The following is a 24,770-nucleotide window of genomic DNA, read 5'->3' on the forward strand; positions in this document are numbered from 1 at the left end:
TCGTCACACCGCCGCGTCGCGGCCGAGGAGCGGGCATATCCTGACAGGTCGGCGACGCGGCGGAGCGGGGCCGGTACCGCGGACGGGAGGGGTTCCCCGAGGGGCCGACTCCACCGCCGGGCTCGGCCGCTGCGCGGCCGCGGGCGGCCGCCGGGCGCGCGACGGCGCCTGCGATGCTGATGGACGACCCGGGCGCGGCCGCGCCGGCGCCGGGCACAGGACCGCTGACGCAAGCGGTGTGATGATGGGAGAGGCATGGCGTTGACGTCCGAGCTGACCGGTGCCCCGCGGCCCCGGGCGGTGCTGTGGGACATGGACGGCACCCTGGTGGACTCCGAGCCGCTGTGGGGTGTGGCCCTGGACGAGGTGGCCGCGGATCTTGGCCGGCCGCTGACACCGGAGGTGCGTGAGGACATCACCGGCACCGACGACCGGACGACCATGCGCCTGCTGGCCCGCCACACCGGCACCGACGCCACCGAAGCCGAGCTGGAGGCGATGCGCGAGCGGATCGTGGCCCGGGTGGCCGGGCAGCTGGAGGCGCGGGTGCCTGTTCTGGAGGGAGCGCTGGAGGCGGTGCGGGGGCTGCGCTCCGCGGGGGTGCCGCTCGCGCTGGTCACCTCGTCGCCGCGGCGGGTCGCCGAGATCTCGCTCGCCGCACTGGGCACGGGCGCCTTCGACGCGGTGGTGACCGCCGAGGACGTCGACCGGCGCAAGCCCGATCCCGAGCCCTACCTGCTGGCCGCCCGGATGCTGGGCGTGGAGCCGCACGAGTCGTGGGCGGTGGAGGACTCCCCCAGCGGCGCACTGGCCGCCGAGAAGGCGGGCTGCCGGGTGCTGCTGGCGCCGGGCGCGCTGGCGGCGGCCCGCACGCCCGGCCGGGTCGAACTGGCCGCCCTGGCGGAGGTCCTGGCGGTGGAGGCCGGCGGGCCCGCCTGAGCGGCCGCACCGACGCCGGCGCCGCGGCGCGGCCGGTTCCGGCCGGCGCCCCCTCGCGGGAGGGGCGGAGGAGGGGCGCCCGGGACCGGGAGGCCGCGTCCCGCACGCGCCGCCCGTCAGCCGAGCCGGTCGAGGACCTCCTGAGCCGTCAGGCAGCCGGCGGTGGCCAGGTCCAGAGCGGCCAGGGACGCCCGGTGCGCGGCGGGGTCGGCCGCGGTGACGCAGTCCGACACCGGGTGGACGGTGAAGCCGAGCTCGGTTCCGTGGCGGGCGGTCTGCTCGACGGTGAGGTCGGTGGCCACGCCGGTCAGCAGCAGGGTGTCGGCGCCGAGCTCGGCCAGCCGCAGGGGAAGGCCGCCGGAGAGGCCGGACAGCCGCTGGTTGTCGACGACGAGATCCCGCTCGCCGAGGTCGGCCATCTCCTTGATGATCGCGCTCCCGGGAGCATCGGGGCGGAAGCTCTCCTGGGCGTCGCCGACGGCGGCCATGAAGGCGGTGTTGCGGACCAGGTCGCCCTCGTCCTCGGGGACGGTGAACCGGGTGAACACCACCGGCACGCCGGCCGCGCGGGCGGCGGCGTGGAAGCGCGACGCCCGCTCGACGACGCCGCTGGAGCGTACGGGCTCACTGAGCATGCCGCCGAAGAACCCTTCGGGGCGGATCACGTTGACCTGCCAGTGCAGGGCCAGAACGGCGGTCCGTTCCGCTGCCAGTCTCGGTGCCATGGCGACGATCCTGCCAGGCGCCCGCGGAGGGCGGACCGCCGCCCCGGGACTTCGCGGCCGCCGCCCGCGCGGTCGGCACGGGCGGCGGCGACGGCTCCTGCGGCGCCGCAGCCGTCAGTCGGCGCCGGTGCCCGGCCTGTTCTGGTACACGAGGTCGGCGTAGTCGGGGTGGCGCTGGATCCAGCTCTTCACGAAGGGGCACACCGGCAGCACCGCGAGCCCGCGCCGGCGCACGTCGTCGAGGGCGCCGCGGACGAGCGCGCCGCCCACGCCCTGGCCCTCGTAGGCCGAGTCGACCTCGGTATGGGTGAACACGGCGAGCTCGTCGGTGAGCCGGTACTCGGCGAAGCCCGCGACGGCCTCGCCGGTGCGGGCCTCGTAGCGCTTCTTCTCGGGTGCGTCGACGACCTGGATATCCACGGTTCTGGCTCCTTTTGCGTGCCTGGGTCCGGTTCGCGGGCGCACGGCCCGCAGGCACCGGTCCGGTCCCTGCGGGCCGTGCCGCCACCCGCGCGTCCGCAGCCGGGCGGCCTCCTCGCCGGCGGCCGGTGCGGCCTCGGCGGCGAAGCGCTCGACCTGCGCGCGGGCGTCGCGGCGGGGGCGAAGACGGAAGGTGCCCTTGCCGGGCTCGACGGCCAGGCGCGACAGCTCCGCGACCCGCGCGTGCGGCGGGCCCCGCAGGGCGCCCGCGCCGTCGCCGCCGATCGCTCCCCCGGCGTCGCAGACGCGCCGGATGTCGGCGGGGTCGCGCCGGGCCCCGCGTGCGGCGGCGTCGATGCGCTCGCTCATCGCGGGCGGCCTCTCTGATGGGAGGCAGCCGCTGGAGGGCGCCCGGCCGCCGTGCGGCGCGCCGCACGGCGGCGAGCATGCGGCGCCGGAGCGGGCGGGGTTTCCGGGGTCGGGCACCGGGGTCCTCCTGTCGCGAGGCGGCGGCCGCGGCGCGGAGGGGCCGCAGCGCCGAGTCTGCCACCCGCCCTCCGCCAGTGGGCGGCGGGCGGCGGGCCCGCCCCCGCCGTGTCGCGCGGCCCGGGCCGCGCCGGGAAAAGGGAGGCGCCGCCGCAGCGGCGCCTCCCGCGGTCCCACCCCTCCCATGGGGCCGACTTCCGCGCCGTGCCGTCCGAGGACGCCACACACGGGAAGTACGCTCTTTACTTCCCCGAAAAATAGTACATACGCATCAACGCCACCGAAGATCACGCGAAGCGTCCGGCTCAGCCCGCCACCAGCCGGTCCGGACACCGGAAACCACACACAGTCGGTGTCCGAGCACGGGAAGTCGGAGGGTGGCCGAGGCCTCGGCGGGAAACGGACCCGGGCCCCCGTGCGCTGGAAGGGGACGGCCGATTCCGCACCCTGCCGTCGTCTGCGCGGGGCCGAGCGCATCCGCACAGCCGACCGGCTGCCGGAGCGGGGGCGCCGAGTCGGCGTGGACCGGCCTCAGCGGCGCCAGTCGGGGCGCTGGCTGCCGCGCGAGGCCCTGCGGCCGCCGCCCTTGCCCTGCTTCTCGCGGATGCGCATCGTCAGCTTGATCGGGCTGCCGTCGAAGCCGAACTCCTCGCGCAGGCGCCGCTCGATGAAGCGGCGGTAGTTGTCCTCCAGGAACCCGGTGGTGAACAGCACGAAGTGCGGCGGCCGGGCGCCGGCCTGGGTCGCGAAGAGGATCTTGGGCTGCTTGCCGCCGCGCACCGGCGGCGGGGTGGCCGCCACCAGCTCCTTGAGCCAGCTGTTCAGCCGCCCGGTGGGGATGCGGGTGTCCCATCCCGCCAGGCTGGTCTCCAGCGCGGGCACGAGGCGCTCGGTGTGCCGCCCGGTCCGGGCGGAGATGTTGACGCGCGGCGCCCAGGAGACCCGGGAGAGCTGGCGGTCGATCTCCTTCTCCAGGTAGTAGCGCCGCTCCTCGTCGAGCGTGTCCCACTTGTTGAACGCCAGCACCAGGGCGCGGCCCGCCTCGACCACCTGCTCGACGACGCGGATGTCCTGCTCGGCGAGCGGCTCGCTGACGTCCATCAGCACAACGGCGACCTCGGAGCGCTCCAGCGCCGTGGTCGTGCGCACCGTGGCGTAGTAGTCGGCGCCCTGCAGCGCGCGGAAGCGGCGGCGGATGCCGGCGGTGTCGACGAACGTCCACGGCCGCCCGCCCAGCTCCACGACCTCGTCGACGGAGTCGCGGGTGGTGCCCGCCTTCGCGTCGACGACCACGCGGTCCTCGCCCGCGATCCGGTTGAGCAGGCTGGACTTGCCCACGTTGGGCCGGCCCACCAGCGCGATCCGCCGCGGCGCGTCCTCGGGCTCCTCCTCGCGCTCGGGCGGGCCCTCGGGCAGCGCGCCGGTCACAGCGTCGAGCATGTCGCCGGTCCCGCGCCCGTGCAGGGCGCTGACCGGGAACGGCTCGCCCATGCCGAGGTTCCACAGCGCCAGGGCGTCGGGTTCCTGGAGCTCGCCGTCCACCTTGTTGGCGGCCAGCACGACGGGTTTTCCGGCCCGGCGCAGGACCCGGGCGACCGCCTCGTCGGCGTCGGTGGAGCCCACGGTGGCGTCGACGACGAACAGGACCGCGTCGGCGGCCCGCGCGGCGTACTCGGCCTGGTGCGCGACCATCTCGGCCAGCCCGGAGACGCCCGTCTCCCAGCCGCCGGTGTCGACCAGGGTGAACTCCCGCGACTGCCAGGCGGCGTCGTAGGCGACCCGGTCGCGGGTGACGCCGGGGACGTCCTCGACCACCGCTTCGCGGCGCCCGATGATGCGGTTCACCAGCGAGGACTTGCCGACGTTGGGGCGGCCGACAACGGCGACCACCGGTTTGACCTCGACGTCCTCGTCGGGGCCGTCCGGCGGGCCGTCGAGGTCGGGGTTGTGCTCACTCATCGCTTCCACTACTCCCGGTTTCGCCGCCCCGCGCGCCCAGGATCGCGTGCCGCGGGACGGAATGACTGGCCGCGCCCGCACCGGGCGCGGCGGAACCGCCGGCGGCCGGTCGGCCGCCGCCTGTCGTGCGTTGTCGTGCTGTCGGCAGCGTGCCCCCGCCGCGTGCACCCGGCCGGGTGGACGCGGCGGGGCGGCGCCGGTGTCCGTAGCCGCCCGGCCCTACGCTCGCGCCGCCCGGAACCGGTCCGCCGATCCGCGGACCCCGGGCGGCCCAAGCGCCTCGCTCCGCCGCCCGCCATCGCCGCCGGGCCGGTCCGGCCCGGCGGCGCGGAAGGGGCCGCGAAACCGCGGCCCCGGGACGCGCGGCGCGTCAGCGAGCGGCGGAGCCCTCGGCCTGCTTCTCGCCGACCGCCTTGCCGGCGCCGGACCGGTCGCCCGCTCCCGCGGCCGCGACGGCGCGGTCGGTCAGTTCGAGCAGGATCGCCACGACCTCGTCGAGGCCCAGACCGGTGGTCTCCAACTCCAGGGCGTCGGCGGTCTGGGTCAGCGGCGAGTCCGCGCGGCTGGAGTCGAGCAGGTCGCGCCGCGCGAGGTCGGCCTGGACGGCGTCGATGTCGCTGCCGCTCAGCTCGCCGCTGCGCCGGTGCGCCCGGGCCTCGGCGCTGGCGGTCAAATAGATCTTGACCTGGGCGTCGGGGGCGACGACGGTGGTGATGTCGCGCCCCTCGACGACGATCCCTGCGGCTCGGCTCCGCGCCAGCGCGATGGTCTCGCGCTGCATCGCGACGAGCCGCTCCCGCACCGCGGGTACGGCGCTGACGGCGCTGACGCCGGCCGTCACCTGCTGCGTTCGGATCTCACGGGCGACGTCCCTGCCGTCCACGTGGACCGTGGGAGCGGCGGGGTCGGTGCCCATGCTGATGTCCGGGCGCCCGGCCGCCTCCGCGACGGCTGCCGCGTCGTCGGCGTCGACCCCGTGGTGCTGCATCCACCAGGTCATGGCCCGATACATCGCCCCGGTGTCGAGGTACCACAGGTCGCGCGCCGAGGCCACGCCCTTGGCCGTGCTGGACTTGCCCGACCCCGAGGGACCGTCGATGGCCACGACGACTCCTTCGGCGCTGCCCTGCGCGCTCACGTGGTGTTCTCCTCCGGGGTGTACTGCATCCATCTCGTCTCAACCGCTCAGCCTACAGGCGCGGCGGCCCGCTCGGCACCGCCGCACGGGCGGCCCCGGGCGCGCGAGCGCTCACGCGTGGACCGAGTAGCCGCGCTCGCGCAGCACGCGGGACAGGCGCTCGGCGGCCTCGGGGACCACGGAGAGCTGCGCCACGCCCATCGGCAGGCCGTAGGAGTGGTCCAGACGCACGTCCTCGATGTTGACTCCGGCCGCGCCGGCGGCGAGGAACAGCCGCCCCAGGGAGTCGGGCTCGTCGGGGATGAGCACCGGGACCACGGCGTATTCGGGGGTGCGGCCGCCGCCGTGCTTGCCGGGCACGCGCTCGCGCCCGCGCACGCCGCGCTCCAGCAGGCCGCCGACCGCCTCGGGCGGCGGGCCGGAGGGCTCGGCTTCCCGGCCGCCGGCCTCGCGCAGGCCCGCGGCGCAGGCGGACAGGTCCGCGGCGACGGCCTCCAGCACGTCGGCGACCGGGCCGCCGTTGTGGCCGAGGATCTCCCACCACAGCCGGGGGTCGCCGGCGGCGATGCGGGTGACGTCGCGCACACCCTGCCCGGCCAGGGACAGCGCCGCCTCGTCGCCGTCGAGCAGGCGCGCCGCCACGGCGGCCGCGGCGACGTGCGGGCCGTGGGAGACCAGTGCGACGGCGCGGTCGTGGGCGGCGGCGCCCATCGGAACGGGTTCGGCGCCGCAGAGCCGGATCAGGTCGCGCACCGCCGAGACCGCTCCGGGGTCGGCCTTGCCGGTGGGGCACAGCGCCCAGGAGCGCCCGAGGAACAGGTCGGCGCGGGCCGCGCTGGGCCCGCTGCGCTCGCCGCCGCCCATCGGGTGGCCGGGCACGAAGGTGGCCATGTCGCAGCCGGCGCGCTCCGCGGCGGCGACGACGCCGTGCTTGACGCTGGCGGCGTCGGTGTAGACGTGGGCCAGGCCGCGGTCCTGGGCGGCGCGCAGCACCTCGGGGACCGCGGAGGGCGGTGCGGCGATGACGGCGATGTCGGCGGGGCGGCCGGGTGCGTCCTCGTCCAGCGGCTCGCCGGCGCCCAGCTCGCAGGCGAGGCGCAGAACCCCGGGGTCGGGGTCGCTGAGGGCGACCCGGGTGCCGTGCTCGCGCAGGGCGAGCGCGATCGAGGTGCCGATCAGCCCGGCGCCCACGATGACCGCCCGTTCGATCCTGCCCACGTCGCTCCCCGTCCGTCGCGGCCGCGGCCCCTCCGGTGCCGCGGCGCACCTCATCGGCACCCTGCGTATCGCCCCAGCGTAGTCCACCCCGCGCCAAGCGCGCCGCGGCGGTGGAGTGCGGCGCCCCGCTCGCTCCGCTCGTCCCGGTCCCCGCCGGGACGGCCGGCGCCCGCCGGGAATCCCCGGGAATCCGACGCGCTCGACCGGGTTCGCCGCGGGCCGCCGCCGGGACGCGGACACGGCCCGCGATCCACCGCATCGGCGGTGGCGAAACGACGAACACCGGCCCCGAAATCCGGGGCCGGTGCCGGGTGCTTCGCTCGCTACTGGGCGATGTCCAGGCGCAGCGCCTGCGCGCCGCGCAGGTAGACGTGCTGGAGGTCGGCGCGCGGCCGCTCGGTCTCGATGTGGGCCATCAGGCGCACGACGCGCGGCAGCGCGCGGGGGACCGCGATCTCCGTGGCGCACATCAGGGGGACCTCGCTGAAGCCGAGCTTGCGCGCCGCCAGCGCCGGGAACTCCGACGTGAGGTCGGGAGTCGAGGTGAACAGCACGCTGATCACGTCGTCGGTCGTCAACGCGTTGCGCCGGAGGACCTCCGACACCAGCTCGGCCGTGGCCTCCAGGACGAGGTCGCGCTCATCGGCGTCGACCTGCACAGCGCCCCGGATCGCTCGTACTGCCACTTTCGCCCGTCCTTCTTCGTCGTCGTAGGGCGGCCCGGCCGCACCGACGGGCGCAGCCGCCGGCGGGGCCGGGCCGCACGTGGCGCCCTGGTCAGAGTCCCGCGGTGGTGTACAGCTCGCTGACCTCCTCGGCCGTCAGCGCGCGCATCGTGCCCGCCTTGAGGGTCTTGATGCCGACCGGGCCGATCTGGGTGCGGGCCAGGTCGTAGACCGGGTGGCCCACGGCCTCCATCAGCCGCCGCACGATGTGCTTGCGGCCCTCGTGCAGCCTGACCTCGACCAGCGCCTGCGGCTCGCCGTTCTCGACGACGCGGAAGGAGTCGACCTCGACGGGGCCGTCGTCGAGGTCGACGCCGCCGCGGACCTCGCGGACGACCTCGCGCGGCACCGGGCCGGGCACCTTGGCGACGTAGGTCTTGACCACCTGGTAGCGGGGGTGGGTCAGCCGGTTGGCCAGCTCGCCGTCGTTGGTGAGCAGGATCAGGCCCTCGGTCTCGGTGTCCAGGCGCCCGACGTGGAAGAGGCGCTCCTCGGTGCCGCCGGTGTAGTCGGCCAGCGTGGGGCGGCCCTCGGGGTCCGCCATCGTGCTGACGACGCCGCGGGGCTTGTGCAGCGCGTAGTAGAGCTTGTCGGGCGAGACGACGACGCGCATGCCGTCGACCCTGATCTCGGAGTTCTCGGGGTCCACGCGCGCGCCGAACCGGCGCACGGTGTGGCCGTCGACACTGACCCGCCCGGCCACGATCAGCTCCTCGCTGGCCCGCCGGCTGGCGACGCCCGCCTGGGCCAGCGCCTTCTGCAGCCGGATACCGCCGGGGACGTCGGCGTAGGCGTCGCGGTCGTCGCCGGGGCTCTCCTCGTCGGCGGGGTCGAACTCCGAGCGCAGGGTGTTCAGCCTGGCGCGGGCGGCCGGCGAGAGGTCGCGCTCGGCGGCGCCGCCGCCCCGGGGCACGCGGCTGTCGCGGGAGTCGCGCGGCGCGGGGCGGTCGCCCGAGGAGCGGCCGCCGCCGCGCTCCTGGCGCCGGGTGTAGACGCGCGGGTCGCGCCGCTCGCCGGGGTTCGAGCCGCGGGACTCGCGGGATCCGCGCGAGCCGCGTGTGTCGCGTGTGTCGCGTGACTCGCGCGGAGCACGGGCGTCGCGGGAGTCCGGCGAGCCGCGGCCGGTCCCGCTGTTCTCGGCGCGCGCGCCGGAGCGCTGGGCGCGCTCGGCCTCGTTGCGCAGCGCGGGGTCGCGGTGGTTGCCGCCGCTCTGCTGCCGACGACCCGGTCGCTCGCTGCTCTGGCGCCCCCGGCGGTCGTCGGAGCCGCCACGGGGGGCCGAGCCGCGGCCCGCCGCCTGGCCCTGGCCGCGCGGGGCGGAGCCGCTGTCGCGGCCCCCGCTCTTCCCGGGCTTGCCGGCCTTGTCGGACGTGCCGCGGTTGTCGGGGTTGCGCTGGTCGCCGCGCTCACCGCGCGGGGCGGACCGCCCGCGCTCCGCGCGGCGGTCGTCGGAGTCCCGCACACCGCGGGACCGGGAGTTCTTACGTGGCGTGTTCACCGGTGTCGTCAAAACCTTCGATGTCGTCAGGCAGGAAAGGGGCGAGATCGGGAAGTTCGTCCAGGTTTCGCAGTCCGAGCCGCTCCAGGAAGTACCCGGTGGTGCGGTAGAGGTGCGCGCCCGACTCCGGGTCCTGCCCGGCCTCCTCGATGAGTCCCCTCAATACGAGGGTACGCATAACACCGTCACAGTTCACACCGCGCACAGCCGAGACCCGGCCGCGCGAGACGGGCTGGCGGTAGGCCACCACGGCCACGGTCTCCAAGGCGGCCTGCGTGAGTTTGACCTCCTGGCCCTCCTTGAGGAAATGCTCGACGACGTCGGCGCACTCCGGGCGGGTGTAGAAGCGCCATCCGTCGGCCACCTGGCGCAGGTCGAACCCGCGCCCCTGCTCGGTGTACTCGCGGGAGAGCCCGGCGAGCACCGCGGCGACCTCCTCGACCGAGCGGTCGAACGCGCGGGCGAGATCGTACACGGGCACCGGCTGGTCCACGACCATGAGCACCGCCTCCAGGTCGCGCCGCAGCCGGGCGCCGCGCCCGTCCCCGGCGGACTCCGCCTCCGCGCGCTCCGCCGTACCGCCTTCACCGGCCGGCTCGTCCTGTGCCGCCGGCCGTGCCCGCGCGCCGGGCCCGGCCTCCTCGGCCGCGGGCCCGGTCCGCTCCTGCTCTGCCGCGCTCACGCTTCCTCCTCGCTGTCCTGTCCGTGCCGGTCGAACTCGTCGGAGACGTCGACCTCGCCCGCGACGTCGCCGGTCCAGTTGACCGTCAGCTCGGCGAGCGGTTCGGGCTGGTCGAAGCCGACGCTGGCCGCGCGGTAGAGCTCCAGCAGCGCCAGGAACCGCGCGACGACCTCGAAGGTACCCGTGCAGTCCGCGGTCAGCTCGGCGAAGGTGAGGGTGCCGTGCTCCCGCAGCGCCCGCACCACGATCTCCGCCTGCTCGCGCACCGAGGTGCGCGTCTGGTGGATGTGGGTGACCGGGACGCTCGGCGGCTCCTTGGGCGTGAACACCCGGGCCGCCAGCATGGCGAACTCCTGCGGGCCGAGCTTGATGAAGACGTCGGGGCGCGCGTCGGCGAAGCGGTCCTCCAGCGGGACCGCCCGCGGGAACCGGCGCCCCTGCGCCGCGAGCCGCTCGGCCAGCAGGGCGGCGACCTCCTTGTAGGCGCGGTACTGCAGCAGCCGCGCGAACAGCAGGTCGCGGGCCTCCAGGAGCGCGAGGTCGGCCTCGTCCTCGATCTCGCCGCGCGGCAGCAGCCGCGCCGCCTTCAGATCCAGCAGCGTGGCCGCCACCAGCAGGAAGTGGCTGGCCTGGTCCAGGTCCCAGGACTCGCCGTGGGCCCGGATGTAGGCCATGAACTCGTCGGTGACCTTCGACAGGGACACCTCGGTGATGTCGAGCTTGTGCTTGGAGATCAGCCCCAGCAGCAGGTCGAAGGGTCCCTCGAAGTTGTCCAGGTGGACCTGGAACCCGCCGTCTGCGGCCTCCTCCTCAGTCGCCATACGGCGGGTTCGTGTCAGGTCGGCTCATCGTTCCAGGTTGCCACCGCCGCGGCGGTGGGCTGTTCAGTTGGTGTTCAGGCGCTGCACGAGCATGCTCGACTCCCCGTGCTCCTCGAAGTCGGCGAGCAGCACCGCCACGGCCTCCCGGACGATCCGGCCGCGGTCGGCGGCCAGTCCGTGGTTGCCGCGCAGCGCCAGCCGGGTCTGCTCCAGAGCGAGCAGCTCGGGCGCCGATATGTAGACGGTGATCTTCTCGTCGTGGCGCTGCCTCCCGCTGGGCCGCGGCGGGCTCGCCCGGACCCCCCGGGGTGCGGGCGCCTGCGCCGGCGCGTACGCCGCGGAGCCGTCGGCCTGATCGGCCTCCGGCTGTCCCGGTGTCGGCGGCTCCGCCGTGGCTGTGGAGTGTGCGGGCTCGGGGTCGACGGGGTCGGATGAGCGGAAGAACAGCTCGTCGGCCCCCGGCAGGGTCACGCGTGACCGCTGTTTGGCCACCGGGCCAGCACCTCCTTCGCGAGTCCGCGATAGGCGTTGGCCCCGGCCGACGAGGAGTCGAACCGCGTTATCGGCTCGCCCGCGACGGTGGCGTCGGGGAAGCGGATGGTGCGGTTGATGACGGTGCCGTAGACCTTGTCGCCGAATCCGTCGATGATGGTGGCCAGCACCTCGCGCGCGTGCAGCGTGCGCGGGTCGTACATCGTCCCCAGGAATCCGTCGATCACCAGGCGCTCGTTGAGCCGCTCCTGTACCTTCTGGATCGTGTCCATCAGCAGCGCGACGCCGCGCAGCGCGAAGAACTCGCACTCCAGCGGCACGATGACCCCGTCGGCCGCAGTGAGCGCGTTGACGGTGAGCAGCCCCAGCGAGGGCTGGCAGTCGATGAGCACGACATCGTAGTCGTCGATGACCGGGCGCAGGGCGCGCGAGAGCATCTGCTCCCGCGCCACCTCCCCCACCAGCTGCACTTCGGCCGCGGACAGGTCGATGTTGCTCGGAATCAGGTCGAGGCCGTCGATGTCGGTCTTGAGCAGGACGTCCTCGACGGCGACGTCGCGTTGCATGAGCAGGTTGTAGACGGTGAGCTCCAGCTCGCGCGGGTCGAGCCGCCCCAGGCCCACCGACAGCGCCCCCTGGGGGTCGAAGTCGACGAGCAGCACCCGTCTGCCGTACTCGGCTATCGCGGCGCCGAGGTTGATGGTGGTGGTGGTCTTACCGACTCCACCCTTCTGGTTACACAGTGCTACGATCCGTGCCGGGCCGTGGCTGTCCAGCGGCTCGGGATCCGGATAGTCCGGCTTAGGTCTGTTCGCTTGCAGTTCGGCCCCCGTGCTGCGCATTTCCCCCCATGGGTTGCTCGCCGGGGAGTCCGGCATGTGTTCGTCGATGGGCGCCCCCGGCCCCTCATCGTCGTACTCCGACCAGCTCACAACCCTTGACCTCCCTACGGACCGGACTGTGCGGACGTCGCGGCGCCCGCCGACCCACCGGCCGTCGGAAAAACTCAATATGTCGACAGCGACCAGCTGTCGTGCCGCGACTCTAGAACTTCCGCGCACAATCATTCAACGCGACACTCTACGGGGTGGGGCGGCCACCGGTGCGCGAAGTCCCCGCCGCGGCGGCGGGGAGTGCTCACCGGACCGCGTCGGCGCGGGGATGGCTGGCGGCGTAGACCTCGCGCAGCCGGTCGACGGTGACCATCGTGTACACCTGCGTCGTGGTCACCGACGCGTGCCCCAGCAGCTCCTGCACCACGCGCACGTCGGCGCCGCCGTCGAGCAGGTGGGTGGCGAAGGAGTGGCGCAGCGTGTGCGGCGAGACGTCGCTCAGCCCGGCGCGCTCGGCGGCGGCGCGCAGCACCGCCCAGGCGCCCTGGCGGGTCAGCCGGCCGCCGCGGGCGTTGAGGAACAGCGCGGGCACGCCGCGACCGGACGCGGCCAGCACCGGGCGCGCGCGGACGAGGTAGGCGTCGAGGGCGCCGCGGGCGAACCGGCCGACGGGGACCAGCCGCTCCTTGCCGCCCTTGCCGCGGAAGCGGACCGCCGCGACGCCGTCCTCGGGCTCGGGCTCGGGCTCGGGCTCGGGCTCGGGCTCGGGCTCGGGCTCGGAGTTGGGGTGCTCGCCCGGGCGGGGCGCGGCGGCGCCGAGGGCGACGCGGGTGATGTCGTCGACGTCCAGGCCCACCGCCTCGGAGATGCGCGCGCCGGTGCCGTAGAGCAGTTCCAGCAGCGCGCGGTCGCGCAGGGCACGGGGGTCGCCCTCGGCGGGCACGGCGCCCAGCAGGGACTCGATCGCCTCCAGCGACACCGCCTTGGGCAGCCGCCGCGCGGGGGTCGGCGGGCGCACGCCGCCGGCGGGGTCGGTCGCGGCCAGCCCTTCGCGCAGTGCGAAGCGGTGCAGCCCGCGTACGGCCACGACGGCGCGTCCGGCGGAGTTGCCGCCCAGCGGAGGGTGGTCGGCGTCGCCCTCGCGCAGGCGGCGCAGGAACTCGGTGACGTGCTGCTCGGTGACCGCGGCCAGGGACCCGACGCCGCGTCCGGCCAGGAAGTCCAGGTAGCGGCGCAGGTCGCGGCGGTAGGAGGAGAGGGTGTTGGCCGCCAGCCCGCGCTCAACCGAGAGGTGGTCGAGGTAGCCGGACAGCGCCGAGCGCAGCGCCGCGGCGGGCTGCGGGCGGGCGGAATCCTGTTCTGGGGCCACCGTGGCGATCACCCGCCTTCCGCCGCGTCCGGGGGTTTCGGGGGCGATCATGCCACACGGTGACGACATCGGCGGCCCGACACGGCGATACCGCCAGCAACCGACGCGAGAGGACCACCGGCGACAAGCCGCCCAATGGCGCCGATCCGGACATCGCGCCGTGTTTCCGCCTCCCCCGGCCGGGGTGCGCTCCGCGGGCCGCGGCCGGGGGAGGCCTCAGGAGCCGGTGCCGGCCGGCCTCAGCGAGGCGAAGGAGTCGCGGGCGGCGCGGGAGGCGGCCAGCACCCCGACGACGGTGGCGCCGTTGTGCAGCCGCCCGGCCATCACGGCCTCGGCGGCCTCGGCCAGCGGCACCCACCGCAGCTCCATGTCGGTCTCCTCGTGCACGCGCTCGAACCCGATCTCGTCTGCGTTCAGCCGGGTCGGACCGCGGCCGAGGAAGACCTGGATGCGTTCACTGGAGAAGCCGGGCGAGGGGAAGAAGTCCGCCAGCTCGTACCAGTCCCCGGCCGCGAAGCCGGCCTCCTCGCGCAGCTCCCGCTGGGCGGTGGCGAGCGGCGGCTCGCCCTCCTCGTCGCGCACTCCTGCGGGCAGCTCCCACAGGCGGTGCCCCACCGGGTGCCGGTACTGGCTGAGCATCAGCACGCGCTCGTGGTCGTCCAGGGCGAGCGCGGCGACGGCCCCCGGGTGGTCCAGGTACTCGCGGGCGACCACCTCGTCGCCGTCGGGACCGGGCATGTGCACGCGGTCCACGCGCGTGGCGGTCTTCGCACCGCGGTAGGCCACCTCGCTGCCCTCGACGCGCCAGGCCTCGGGGCGGTCGGCCGGGACGGCGCCGGTACGGGTACCGGTACCGGTGGCGGCCGCGGACGGTGCGGGCTCCCCCGGCCCGCGCACGCCGCTCACGCCCGCTCGGCGGCGTCGGCGGATCCGTCGAGCGGAGCCGCGGCGGCCCCGGCCGCGCCCTTCCGGACGTGCTCCAGGGCGGCCGAGACCAGGCCGCGGAACAGCGGGTGGGCGCGGGTGGGCCGGGAGCGCAGCTCGGGGTGGGCCTGGGTGGCGATGTAGAAGGGGTGCTCCTCGCGCGAGAGCTCCACGTACTCCACCAGGCGGCCGTCGGGCGAGAGCCCCGAGAAGACCATCCCGGCGTCCTCCAGGCGGCCGCGGTAGGCGTTGCCGACCTCGTAGCGGTGGCGGTGGCGCTCCTGTGCGCGGGTCTCGCCGTAGAGCTCGCGGGCGATGGAGCCCTCGGCCAGCTCCGCGGGGTACAGCCCCAGCCGCATGGTGCCGCCCATGTCGCGCTCGCCGGCGACGACGTCGGTCTGGTCGGCCATGGTCGAGATGACCGGGTGCTCGGCCTTGTCGTCGAACTCGGCGCTGTTGGCGCCCGCCAGCCCGGCGGCGTTGCGGGCGTACTCGATCACCATGCACTGCAGTCCCAGGCAGATGCCCAGCAGCGGCACGCGGTTCTCGCGTGCGTAGCGGATGGCGCCGAGCTTGCCCTCGATGCCGCGCACCCCGAACCCGCCGGGGATCAGCACGCCGTCGGCGCCGCCCAACTCGCGCTCGGCGCCCTCGGGTGCGGCGCAGTCGTCGCTGGCCACCCAGCGCAGGTGCACGCGGGTGTTCTCGGCGAACCCGCCGGCCCGCAGCGCCTCGGTCACCGACAGGTAGGCGTCGGGCAGGTCGATGTACTTGCCGACGAGCGCGATGGTGACCTCGTGGTCGGGCTGGTGCACGCGGCGCAGCAGGTTGTCCCACTCGGTCCAGTCGACGTCGCGGAAGGCCAGGCCCAGGCGGCGCACGACGTAGGCGTCCAGGCCCTCGCGGTGCAGCACCTTGGGGATGTCGTAGATCGAGGGGGCGTCGGGGGTCGAGACCACGCCGCCGTCGTCGACGTCGCACATCAGGCTGATCTTGCTCTTCAGGCTCTGCGGGATCGGCCGGTCGGAGCGGCACACGATCGCGTCGGCCTGGATGCCGATGTTGCGCAGCGCGGCCACCGAGTGCTGGGTGGGCTTGGTCTTCAGCTCGCCCGAGGGGCCGAGGAACGGCAGCAGCGAGACGTGCAGGAAGAAGCAGTTGTCGCGGCCGATCTCGTGGCGGATCTGGCGCACCGCCTCCAGGAACGGCTGGGATTCGATGTCGCCGACCGTGCCGCCGATCTCGGTGATGACCACGTCGACGTCGGCGGAGTCCATCGCGTAGATGCGCGCCTTGATCTCGTTGGTGATGTGCGGGATGACCTGCACGGTGTCGCCGAGGTAGGCGCCCTGGCGCTCCTTGGCGATGACGCTGGAGTAGACCTGGCCGGTGGTGACGTTGGCCGAGGCGGACAGCTCGGTGTCGAGGAAGCGCTCGTAGTGGCCGATGTCGAGGTCGGTCTCGGCCCCGTCGTCGGTGACGAACACCTCGCCGTGCTGGAACGGGTTCATCGTGCCCGGGTCGACGTTGAGGTAGGGGTCGAGCTTCTGCATGGTGACGCGGAGGCCACGCGACTTCAGCAGCCGCCCGAGGCTGGATGCGGTCAGGCCCTTGCCCAGACTGGAGGCGACCCCGCCAGTAACGAAAAGGTGTTTGGTGCTCGCGGCGGTTGCCAAAGGTTGCTCCCGTGGTCGTACGTCGACGGGCCGTCCGGTTCGGATCGGAGGGCCCGTGCGGTGCCCGGCGCCGGAGGGGGCTCGCCCCGTCCGCGACCTCGGACTCCACGGGCCACCAGAATAACAGCGCCGCGCACCCGCCCCGATACGCACCCGACCGGCACGGGCCCCATGGTGAGGCGCCTGCCCTGGTCCGACGCCGGCTCCGCGCGTGCGCCGCCCGCCGCCGATACCCCGGGCGCGGCGGCGAGAGAGCGGCCGGGCGGCGGCCCGGGCGAGTGCCGCCGGGTGCCGGACGGGGACCGCGGACCGCGCCTTTCCCGGGGCCGGAACCGGCCACGCCGGTCGGCGCGGAGGGCGGCGGCGGGAGCGCGGACGGCTACCGCCCGCCGGAGGGGAAGACGCCGGCGCGCCCCAGGAGCGCCGTAGGAGGCGCCCCCAGGAGCGACCCCAGCCAGATCCCCGCGCGGGCCGTCTCGGTGACGTCGACGCCCGTGTGGAGGCCGCTGCGCTCGAGCTGGAAGGCCAGATCCTCGGTGGCGATGTTCCCGGTCGCGCCGGGAGCGAACGGGCAGCCGCCGAATCCGCCGACACTGGCGTCCAGCACGGTCACACCGTGCTCGACCGCGGTGTGGGCGTTGGCGTACCCGGTGTTGCGGGTGTTGTGGAAGTGGCAGCGCAGCCGCGCGCCGCCCGCCACCTTCCGCACGCGTTCGACCAGGTCGGCCACCTGCCGGGGCACGCCCACGCCGATGGTGTCGGCCAGGGCGATCTCCACCGCGCCGGCCTCGGCCGCGCGCCGGGCGACCTCGACCACGCGCTCGGGGTCGGTCTCGCCGTCGAACGGGCAGCCGAAGGCGGTGGAGACGGTGGCGCTGATGGGGACCCCGGCGTCGGCGGAGGCCGCGGCGATGCCGGCGAACGCGTCGTTCATCTCCTCGACCGAGCAGCCCTGGTTGCGCCGGCAGAAGCCGTCGGTGGCCGGGATGGCGACGTTGACCTCGTCGACGCCGGCCTCAAGCGCGCGGTCCAGGCCGCGCCGGTTGAGCACCAGGCCGATGTAGGAGACGCCCTCGCGGCGCGGCACGGCGGCCATGACCTCCTCGGCGCCGGCCATCTGCGGCACCCGCCGCGGGTTGACGAAGCTGACCGCCTCGATCCGGCGGGCGCCCGCCGCCAGCAGCCGCTCGATCAGTTCGACCTTGCGGGCCGGCGGCAGCGGCGTCTCCTCGTTCTGCAGCCCGTCCCGCGGCCCGACCTCGACGATCTCCACCTGCTGCCCGGACATTGCGCCACTTCCCGTCTCGACGTCGGCGTGCGGGCGCGTGCGGCGCACGCGCCCGCACGGCCCAGGATAGTGCGGCCGCCGCGCACCGATCGGCGGTTCGGCCGATCATCCCATCCCTGCGGGCGGAGCTCACCGGCGCCGTCCGCCCGGACCGGGTTCCGGCGACGGGGGCACGCGCCGCCCCCTCCCCCGCTCAGCGCAGCGCCAGCGAGGGGCGGACCTCCCAGGTGGTCCACACCGGGCGGTAGCCCATGCGGTTCCAGAAAGGCCCCGAAAGCGGGTTCATCATCGCGTAGTTGAGGACCGTCACCTGTACGTTGTGGGAGTCCAGCGCCTGGTGCGCCTCGTTGACCAGGGCCGTGCCGATCCCCCGCCCGCGCTCGTCCTCGGCCACCACCCCGTAGCCGATGTGCGCGGCCGGGGCCGCCCGCACCAGCGGGGCCGCCCACCGGGCGCGGTCGGGCGGGGAGACCCAGACCAGGCCGACCGCGCGGCCGCGCCGTTCGGCCAGCCACACCCAGGAGGGCGAGCGGCCCAGGGCGCGCGCGGCGACGCGGCGGGTCTGCTCGGGGGTCTCCGGCTGGATGAACACGCCGCCGAAGAACTCCTCGTAGCGGTGCTCCTCCATGAGCAGGCTGACGATCGGCGCGAGGTCCTGCATGTCGGCCAGCCGGATGGTGACGTCGCGCGGCGGCAGCGAGGGGGGTACCCCGCGGCGCCGCTCGCGGGCGGCCAGCACGCTGTAGGGCTGGAGGCCGTGCGCCTGCAGCGCGGGCACGCCCACGACGTCGCGGGCCGGCCAGGTGAGCTGGGCGGCCGACTCCGAGCCGGTGCCGGTGGGCAGCTGGCGCAGCTGGTCGCGCCAGCTCGACAGGAGCGAGTCCAGGGCCCGGCCGGGGTCCGGTCCGCCGACGACGGGGGTCAGCCAGTGCTGGTCGGCCATGCCCCAGGTACGGCCGACCTCGCCGGGCTGGTGCCAGGAGTAGCGCATGGTGCCGGTGGCGACCGGCCGCCCGGCCTCGTCGCTGACCGTCAGCAGCGGATAGGTGCTCTTCCGCGGGCGCGTGGGCACCGGCAGCAGGGGGTCGGCCTCGCGCCAGCGCGTGGCGGCGGAATCGACGAGCAGGTCGAACTCCGCACCGCTGCCGGGCATCTCGTCATTCCGCACCCGGGCGACATAACCGCCCATCCCACCTCCCAGGCCGCGCATACCCGCACTCACCCGCCCTCGGCTCCGGCGCGGCTGTCGGGAGCCGATCAGTGGTCACGTACCGTTGCAACACGGACACAAAGACCGTAGCGCCTCAAGAGTCACTTCGCTCGCGATTGCGACAAGAGTTTCCCCGATCGTTTTGAAATTGACGCTGTGCAATTTCACGGGGGCAAAGCCCGGTGGGTCCAACGGTAACCGATTCGGGCCGGGTTGCGGCTGTTGGGGCGATCCTACGACCCCGCCACGGCATGCGGCGGCCCGCCGCCCCGCTCAGGGGCGGCGGACCGCTGCGGATGCGCTCAGCCGACTCCGGCGGCGTCCATTCCGCGCAGCTCGCGCTTGAGTTCCTTGATCTCGTCGCGCAGCCGGGCGGCGAGCTCGAACTGCAGGTCGGCGGCCGCCTGGTGCATCTGCTCGCCGAGCTGGTCGATGAGCTGGGCGAGGTCGGCCCGCGGCATGCGGGAGATGTCCTCGGACCGCTCCGGGCCCGCCTGCTTCAGGGAGGGCACCGGCGCCTTGGTCTGCCGGTAGCCGGAGCCGATCAGCTCCTCGGTGTCGACGTCCTCGCGCGCCAGCGAGTCGAGGATGTCGGCGATCTTCTTGCGCAGCGGCTGCGGGTCGATCCCGTTGGCCTCGTTGTAGGCCAGCTGCTTGGCGCGGCGCCGGTTGGTCTCGTCGATCGCGCTGCGCATGGAGTCGGTGACGTTGTCGGCGTACATGTGCACCTGGCCGGCGACGTTCCGCGCCGCGCGCCCGATGGTCTGGATCAAGGCGCTGGAGGAGCGCAGGAAGCCCTCCTTGTCGGCGTCGAGGATGGCCACCAGCGAGACCTCGGGCAGGTCGAGCCCCTCGCGCAGCAGGTTGATGCCCACCAGCACGTCGAACTCGCCCACCCGCAGCTCGCGCAGCAGCTCCACCCGCCGCAGGGTGTCGACCTCGCTGTGCAGGTAGCGCACGCGGATGCCCATCTCGGCGAAGTAGTCGGTGAGGTCCTCGGCCATCTTCTTGGTCAGCGTGGTGACCAGCACCCGCTCCCGGCGCTCGGCGCGCTCGCGGATCTCGTGCACCAGGTCGTCGATCTGGCCCTCGGTGGCCTTGACGACCACCTCGGGGTCGACCAGCCCCGTCGGCCGGATGACCTGCTCGACGACGTCGCCGCCGCTCTGCCGCAGCTCGTAGTTGCCGGGGGTGGCCGAGAGGTAGACCGTCTGCCCGATGCGCTCGACGAACTCCTCCCACTTCAGCGGGCGGTTGTCCAGCGCCGAGGGCAGCCTGAACCCGTGGTCGACCAGGGTGCGCTTGCGCGAGGCGTCGCCCTCGTACATGCCGCCGATCTGGGGCACGGTCACGTGGGACTCGTCGACGACCAGCAGGAAGTCCTCGGGGAAGTAGTCCAGCAGGGTGTTGGGGGCGCTGCCGGGATCGCGTCCGTCGAAGTGGCGCGAGTAGTTCTCGATGCCCGAGCAGCTGCCCACCTGCCGCAGCATCTCCAGGTCGTAGGTGGTGCGCATGCGCAGGCGCTGGGCCTCCAGCAGCCTGCCCTGGCCCTCCATCTCGGCGAGGCGCTCGGCGAGCTCGGCCTCGATCTGGGAGACGGCGCGCTCCATGCGCTCGGGGCCGGCGACGTAGTGGGAGGCGGGGAACAGGTACACGTGGTCGTCCTCGCCCAGGACCTCGCCGGTCAGCGGGTGCAGGGTCAGCAGCCGCTCGACCTCGTCGCCGAACATCTCGATGCGGATGGCGAGCTCCTCGTAGACCGGGATGACCTCGACGGTGTCGCCCCGCACGCGGAACGTGCCCCGCGTGAAGGCCGTGTCGTTGCGCGCGTACTGCATATCGACGAGCTTGCGCAGCAGGTCGTCGCGGTCGACCTGCATGCCGACCTCGAGCTCGGCCATGCGGTCGACGTACTCCTGCGGCGTGCCCAGGCCGTAGATGCAGGAGACCGAGGAAACCACGATCGTGTCGCGCCGCGTGAGCAGCGAGTTGGTCGCCGAGTGCCGCAGCCGCTCGACCTCGTCGTTGATCGAGGAGTCCTTCTCGATGTAGGTGTCGGTCTGGGGGACGTAGGCCTCGGGCTGGTAGTAGTCGTAGTAGGAGACGAAGTACTCGACCGCGTTGTTGGGCAGCATCTCGCGCAGCTCGTTGGCGAACTGGGCCGCCAGGGTCTTGTTGGGCTGCATGACCAGCGTGGGCCGCTGCAGCTGCTCGACCATCCAGGCCACCGTGGCGGTCTTGCCGGTGCCCGTGGCGCCCAGCAGCACCGTGTCGCGGTCGCCGGCCCCGACCCTGCGGCTGAGCTCTGCGATGGCCGAGGGCTGATCGCCCGCGGGGGTCATGTCCGACACGACCTCGAACGGCGTCTTCTTGCGCTGGATGTCGCTCACCGGCCGCACGTCGCCTCAGCTCCCCTCGCGTTCCGGATGTCTCCCCCACGCTATAACCACCCACCGACAACACGGCCCACACGCAGCGGATTCCCAGGTCAGCCGATACAGGACGGCTCACGGCCCCGCTCTCTCCACCGGCGTCAGGCCGCCATCGCCGGTACGCCGGGGAGGTCGGCGAATCGGGCCCCGGCATCGCGGCTCACGAGCGTGCGCCCGGTTCCACGGATGAGCCGCGATGTTCAGGCCGCGGGCACCGCGCGGTGTGCCCTCGCGCCTGATGCGAGCGATCAGCCCGGCAGGACGGTCCCGCCGCAGGCGTGCGGCCGGCCGCCCGGTGCGGGCTCCCCGGTCAGGCCCGCTTGCTCAGGTGCTCCCACACCTCGGCCACCCGGCGGTCCAGCTCCTCGGGGGTGCCGGAGTTGTCGACGACGACGTCGGCCTTCGCGCGGCGGCGCTCGCGGGTGGCCTGGGCCCTGATGCGGGCGCGGACCTGCTCCTCGTCCATCCCCCGGTCGCGCACCACGCGCGCGACCTGCTCCTCCTCCGGTACGTCGACGACCACGACGACGTCGTAGAGGCCGCCCAGGTCGTTCTCCACCAGCAGCGGGACGTCGTAGACCACGACGGCGTCGGAGGAGGCGCCCGCCATCAGCTCCTCGGTCCGCCTGCCCACCCGCGGGTGGACGATGGCGTTCAGCTTGGCCAGGCGCGCGGAGTCGGAGAACACGATCCGCCCCAGCTTCGGGCGGTCGAGCCGGCCGTCGCCGGTCAGCACGTCTTCGCCGAACTCCGCGACGATCTCCTCCAGCCCCGAGGTGCCCGGCTCGACGACCTCGCGGGCGATCCGGTCGGCGTCGATGACCAGCGCGCCGTGGCGGGCGAGGCGCTCGGCCACGGCGCTCTTGCCGGAGCCGATGCCTCCGGTGAGTCCCACACGCAGCATGGCGGCGACTCTAGACGGTGGCGGGCCGGGGCTCGCGGCCGGGGACCGCTTTGCGCATGTGGACCAGGGCCAGGTGGTCGGACATGCGTTCGCGGCCGGCCTCGGTGTAGCCCAGGCTCCGGTAGAGGCGCAGGTGGGCCTCGTTCTGCTGCCCGGTGAAGACCGTGAACGCGGCGAGGCCGGGATGGGCGTGGGCCATCCGCTCCTCCAGGGCGCGCACCAGGGCCCGGCCGATGCCGCGGTGGCGCCGGTCGGGCGCCACGCAGAGCCGGTTGAGGAGTCCGGTGGCGTCCTCGGCCCGTCCGCGCACCGCGCCGACGATCCGGTGCCCCTCGACCGCCGTGAGCACGTGGCCGGCGCCCTCGACGGCGCGCCGGACGTTGTCGGCGGTCTCGGCCAGCGGCAGGATGAACGGGTCGCCGTAGAGCTGGGCCTCGTCGACGAACGCCGCCCGCTGCAGGGTCCAGATCTCGCCGGCGTCGTCGGCCGATGCGGCGCCGATGACCGGCTCGGGCGGGATGGGCATCGCTGCTCCCGTTGCGGGGTCGGTGGAGGCGGCTGCGGCGAGCATAGCGAAGGGCCGCCCCCGTTTCCGGGAGCGGCCCTTGGCGATTCGCGTGCCGACCGTGCGGCCGGGGGCGTCAGCCCTCGGAGCCGCCGGCGAGCTTCTCGCGCAGCGCTGCCAGCGCCTCGTCGGAGGCGAGGGCGCCGCCGGTGTCCGGCTCGGCGGCGGCGGGTGCGCTCGGGGCCGCAGCGGGGGCTTCGCCGCCCTCGTACGGTGCCTCGGCGCCGGCCTCGGCCTCAGCGGCCTGGGCCTCCTCGACCTGCTTGCGGTGCGCCTCGAAGCGGGACTGCGCCATGGCGTACTGGCGCTCCCACTCGTCGCGCTGGGTCTCGTAGCCTTCGAGCCACTCGCCGCTGTCGGGGTCGAAGCCCTCGGGGTACTTGTAGTTGCCCTGCTCGTCGTAGTCGGCCGCCATGCCGTAGAGCGTCGGGTCGAAGTCGACCTGGTCCGGCGAGACGCTCTCGTTGGCCTGCTTCAGCGAGAGGCTGATGCGGCGGCGGTCGAGATCGATGTCGATGATCTTGACGAAGATCTCGGTGCCGACCTGGACGACCTGCTCGGGGATCTCCACGTGGCGCTCGGCCAGCTCGGAGATGTGCACCAGGCCCTCGATGCCCTCCTCGACGCGGACGAACGCGCCGAAGGGGACCAGCTTGGTGACCTTGCCGGGAACGACCTGGCCGATCTGGTGCGTGCGGGCGAACTGCTGCCAGGGGTCTTCCTGCGTGGCCTTGAGGGACAGGGAGACGCGCTCGCGCTCCATGTCGACGTCGAGGACCTCGACGGTGACCTCCTGGCCGACCTCCACGACCTCGCTCGGGTGGTCGATGTGCTTCCAGGACAGCTCCGACACGTGGACGAGGCCGTCGACACCGCCGAGGTCGACGAAGGCGCCGAAGTTGACGATGGAGGACACGACACCCTTGCGGATCTGGCCCTTCTGCAGGGTGTTGAGGAAGGTCTGGCGGACCTCCGACTGGGTCTGCTCCAGCCAGGCGCGGCGCGAGAGCACGACGTTGTTGCGGTTCTTGTCGAGCTCGATGATCTTGGCCTCGAGCTCGCGGCCCACGTAGGGCTGGAGGTCGCGCACGCGGCGCATCTCCACAAGCGAGGCCGGAAGGAAGCCGCGGAGTCCGATATCGAGAATCAGACCACCCTTGACGACCTCGATCACGGTGCCGGTGACGACGCCGTCCTCTTCCTTGATCTTCTCGATCGTGCCCCAGGCGCGCTCGTACTGCGCGCGCTTCTTGGACAGGATGAGGCGGCCTTCCTTGTCCTCCTTCTGGAGGACGAGGGCCTCGACGTGGTCGCCGACGGTCACGACCTCGCCCGGGTCGACGTCGTGCTTGATCGACAGTTCCCTTGACGGGATAACACCCTCGGTCTTGTAGCCGATGTCGAGCAAGACCTCGTCTCGATCGACCTTCACGATGGTGCCCTCGACAATGTCACCGTCGTTGAAGTACTTGATGGTCTCGTCGATCGCCGCGAGGAAGGCTTCCTCGGACCCGATGTCGTTGACCGCTACCTGGGGTGTCGAGGTTACCTCTGTGCTGCTCGTCATGTGTGGGTGGACTCCGGATACGGACATTGGCAGAATAGGTGCGCCGCGGATTCACGCGGCCGAACAGCACCTCCTGAGACGACCTCGGGCTCCGAGCCGAAGCTCGGACCTCTCAGCGAATCCCCGGATGCCGACCAGCCGCCGCGCCCCCGATAGCCCCGGGGGGTCGAGTCGAGTATGCGATCTGGTCTGTCACACCGGCACGATCTCCGAGGTCGAGTTGCGCACGCGAGTCCACAACGCTCTTGCCACAATATGAGACGCGGCCCTCCAGGTCAATCGGAAGCGGCCCGACAAACCGGTCTCCGGGGCAACCTGCGCATGCTACCGGCGCGGCGCGCACCGCGCCCCTCGGGGGCCGCGACCGGCCGGGGCCCGCACCGCCGCACAGTCGCCCGGCCGGGTTCGGCCGGGCGTGTCAGTCCTCGCCGCCGCGCCCGCGCATCCGCTTGACCTGCGAGCGCCGCTTCTTCGCGGCGAGCCGGCGCTCGGTCGAGCCGCGGGTGGGGCGGGTGGCCCGCCGCGACCGGGGGCCGGGGGCGGCGGCCGCGGCGAGCCGCGCGGCCAGCCGCTCGCGGGCGAGTTCGCGGTTGCGCAGCTGGGAGCGGTGCTCGTCGACGGTGACGGTCAGCACAGTACCGTTCAGCCGTCCCGAGAGGCGGCGCAGCGCGCGCTCGCGCTGGTCGCCGGTGAGCGACTCGGTGGCGGCGACGTCCAGCGACAGCGAGACCCGGGTGTCGGCGGTGTTGGCGTGCTGGCCGCCCGGGCCGCCGGAGCGGGTGAACCGCCAGGCGAGCTCGGCCTCGCGCAGCTCGACGGGCGGCTCGCCGCGCCGCGAAGCGCCGGGCCCGCGCCCGGGTGCCGACATGGTGCACGCCTCCTCGATGGACGTCCCCGCT

General features: G+C 74.0%; 22 protein-coding genes. 1 reads left to right on the forward strand and 21 read right to left on the reverse strand.

Features of this window, described 5'->3' with window-relative positions:
• Positions 1-255 precede the first annotated feature (255 nt).
• Complete coding sequence (locus ABEA15_RS14745) at positions 256-939, forward strand: HAD family hydrolase (protein ID WP_344145695.1); 684 nt, start codon at positions 256-258, stop codon at positions 937-939.
• 116 nt (positions 940-1,055) lie between these two features.
• On the opposite strand, the gene ABEA15_RS14750 is transcribed toward ABEA15_RS14745, so the two are convergent.
• The 21 genes from ABEA15_RS14750 to arfB all read right to left on the reverse strand — a co-directional run bounded on the left by ABEA15_RS14750 (position 1,056) and on the right by arfB (position 24,739).
• Positions 1,056-1,664 carry a cysteine hydrolase family protein gene (locus tag ABEA15_RS14750; RefSeq protein ID WP_345557077.1) on the reverse strand — a complete coding sequence of 203 codons (609 nt, stop codon included), beginning with the start codon at positions 1,662-1,664 and terminating at the stop codon, positions 1,056-1,058.
• Positions 1,665-1,778: 114 nt separating this feature from the next.
• A complete protein-coding gene (locus tag ABEA15_RS14755; protein WP_344145959.1) occupies positions 1,779-2,084 on the reverse strand; it encodes a GNAT family N-acetyltransferase in 306 nt (101 codons plus the stop codon).
• Positions 2,085-3,101: 1,017 nt separating this feature from the next.
• The gene (gene der / locus ABEA15_RS14760) at positions 3,102-4,529 is read right to left on the reverse strand and encodes a ribosome biogenesis GTPase Der (protein WP_345557078.1); all 1,428 of its coding nucleotides are present in this window, start codon (positions 4,527-4,529) and stop codon (positions 3,102-3,104) included.
• Between the two features lie 370 nt (positions 4,530-4,899).
• Positions 4,900-5,667: a (d)CMP kinase gene (gene cmk / locus ABEA15_RS14765; RefSeq protein WP_345557079.1), complete on the reverse strand. Its 768-nt coding sequence runs from the start codon at positions 5,665-5,667 to the stop codon at positions 4,900-4,902.
• A 111-nt stretch (positions 5,668-5,778) separates the two neighbouring features.
• Entirely contained in the window at positions 5,779-6,885 is a 1,107-nt protein-coding gene (locus ABEA15_RS14770) for a prephenate dehydrogenase (protein WP_344145707.1), read from the reverse strand.
• Positions 6,886-7,208: 323 nt separating this feature from the next.
• Positions 7,209-7,571: a chorismate mutase gene (gene aroH, locus ABEA15_RS14775; RefSeq protein WP_344145710.1), complete on the reverse strand. Its 363-nt coding sequence runs from the start codon at positions 7,569-7,571 to the stop codon at positions 7,209-7,211.
• A 91-nt stretch (positions 7,572-7,662) separates the two neighbouring features.
• On the reverse strand, positions 7,663-9,108 hold the full coding sequence (locus ABEA15_RS14780) for a pseudouridine synthase (RefSeq protein WP_345557080.1): 1,446 nt from the start codon (positions 9,106-9,108) through the stop codon (positions 7,663-7,665).
• Positions 9,092-9,634, reverse strand: coding sequence for an SMC-Scp complex subunit ScpB (gene scpB, locus ABEA15_RS14785; RefSeq protein ID WP_345557136.1), 543 nt, complete (start codon positions 9,632-9,634; stop codon positions 9,092-9,094). Before scpB ends, ABEA15_RS14780 begins: the two co-directional genes overlap by 17 nt.
• A 152-nt stretch (positions 9,635-9,786) precedes the next feature.
• On the reverse strand, positions 9,787-10,611 hold the full coding sequence (locus ABEA15_RS14790; RefSeq protein ID WP_345557081.1) for a segregation and condensation protein A: 825 nt from the start codon (positions 10,609-10,611) through the stop codon (positions 9,787-9,789).
• A gap of 63 nt (positions 10,612-10,674) precedes the next feature.
• Positions 10,675-11,103, reverse strand: a complete 429-nt coding sequence (locus ABEA15_RS14795; protein WP_345557082.1) for a hypothetical protein — start codon at positions 11,101-11,103, stop codon at positions 10,675-10,677.
• Positions 11,079-12,035 carry a ParA family protein gene (locus tag ABEA15_RS14800; RefSeq protein ID WP_345557083.1) on the reverse strand — a complete coding sequence of 319 codons (957 nt, stop codon included), beginning with the start codon at positions 12,033-12,035 and terminating at the stop codon, positions 11,079-11,081. Before ABEA15_RS14800 ends, ABEA15_RS14795 begins: the two co-directional genes overlap by 25 nt.
• 205 nt (positions 12,036-12,240) lie before the next feature.
• Complete coding sequence (locus tag ABEA15_RS14805) at positions 12,241-13,356, reverse strand: site-specific tyrosine recombinase XerD (protein WP_345557084.1); 1,116 nt, start codon at positions 13,354-13,356, stop codon at positions 12,241-12,243.
• A 165-nt stretch (positions 13,357-13,521) separates the two neighbouring features.
• Positions 13,522-14,202: an NUDIX domain-containing protein gene (locus ABEA15_RS14810; RefSeq protein WP_345557137.1), complete on the reverse strand. Its 681-nt coding sequence runs from the start codon at positions 14,200-14,202 to the stop codon at positions 13,522-13,524.
• Positions 14,203-14,207: 5 nt separating this feature from the next.
• Entirely contained in the window at positions 14,208-15,905 is a 1,698-nt protein-coding gene (gene pyrG, locus ABEA15_RS14815) for a CTP synthase (protein ID WP_345557085.1), read from the reverse strand.
• Positions 15,906-16,284: 379 nt separating this feature from the next.
• On the reverse strand, positions 16,285-17,193 hold the full coding sequence (locus tag ABEA15_RS14820; protein ID WP_344145728.1) for a hydroxymethylglutaryl-CoA lyase: 909 nt from the start codon (positions 17,191-17,193) through the stop codon (positions 16,285-16,287).
• 193 nt (positions 17,194-17,386) lie between these two features.
• On the reverse strand, positions 17,387-18,382 hold the full coding sequence (locus tag ABEA15_RS14825) for a GNAT family N-acetyltransferase (protein ID WP_344145731.1): 996 nt from the start codon (positions 18,380-18,382) through the stop codon (positions 17,387-17,389).
• A gap of 323 nt (positions 18,383-18,705) precedes the next feature.
• A complete protein-coding gene (gene uvrB, locus ABEA15_RS14830) occupies positions 18,706-20,802 on the reverse strand; it encodes an excinuclease ABC subunit UvrB (protein ID WP_344145734.1) in 2,097 nt (698 codons plus the stop codon).
• A 343-nt stretch (positions 20,803-21,145) separates the two neighbouring features.
• Positions 21,146-21,739, reverse strand: coding sequence for a dephospho-CoA kinase (gene coaE / locus ABEA15_RS14835; RefSeq protein WP_345557086.1), 594 nt, complete (start codon positions 21,737-21,739; stop codon positions 21,146-21,148).
• Positions 21,740-21,749: 10 nt separating this feature from the next.
• Complete coding sequence (locus ABEA15_RS14840) at positions 21,750-22,265, reverse strand: GNAT family N-acetyltransferase (protein WP_345557087.1); 516 nt, start codon at positions 22,263-22,265, stop codon at positions 21,750-21,752.
• A 115-nt stretch (positions 22,266-22,380) separates the two neighbouring features.
• Entirely contained in the window at positions 22,381-23,871 is a 1,491-nt protein-coding gene (gene rpsA, locus ABEA15_RS14845) for a 30S ribosomal protein S1 (protein ID WP_344145743.1), read from the reverse strand.
• Between the two features lie 418 nt (positions 23,872-24,289).
• Positions 24,290-24,739 (reverse strand): alternative ribosome rescue aminoacyl-tRNA hydrolase ArfB, encoded by a 450-nt coding sequence (gene arfB / locus ABEA15_RS14850; protein WP_344145746.1) that lies wholly within the window; start codon positions 24,737-24,739, stop codon positions 24,290-24,292.
• Positions 24,740-24,770: the final 31 nt, after the last annotated feature.

It is taken from the genome of Streptomonospora halophila, from assembly GCF_039542725.1.
GTDB lineage: Bacteria > Actinomycetota > Actinomycetes > Streptosporangiales > Streptosporangiaceae > Streptomonospora > Streptomonospora halophila.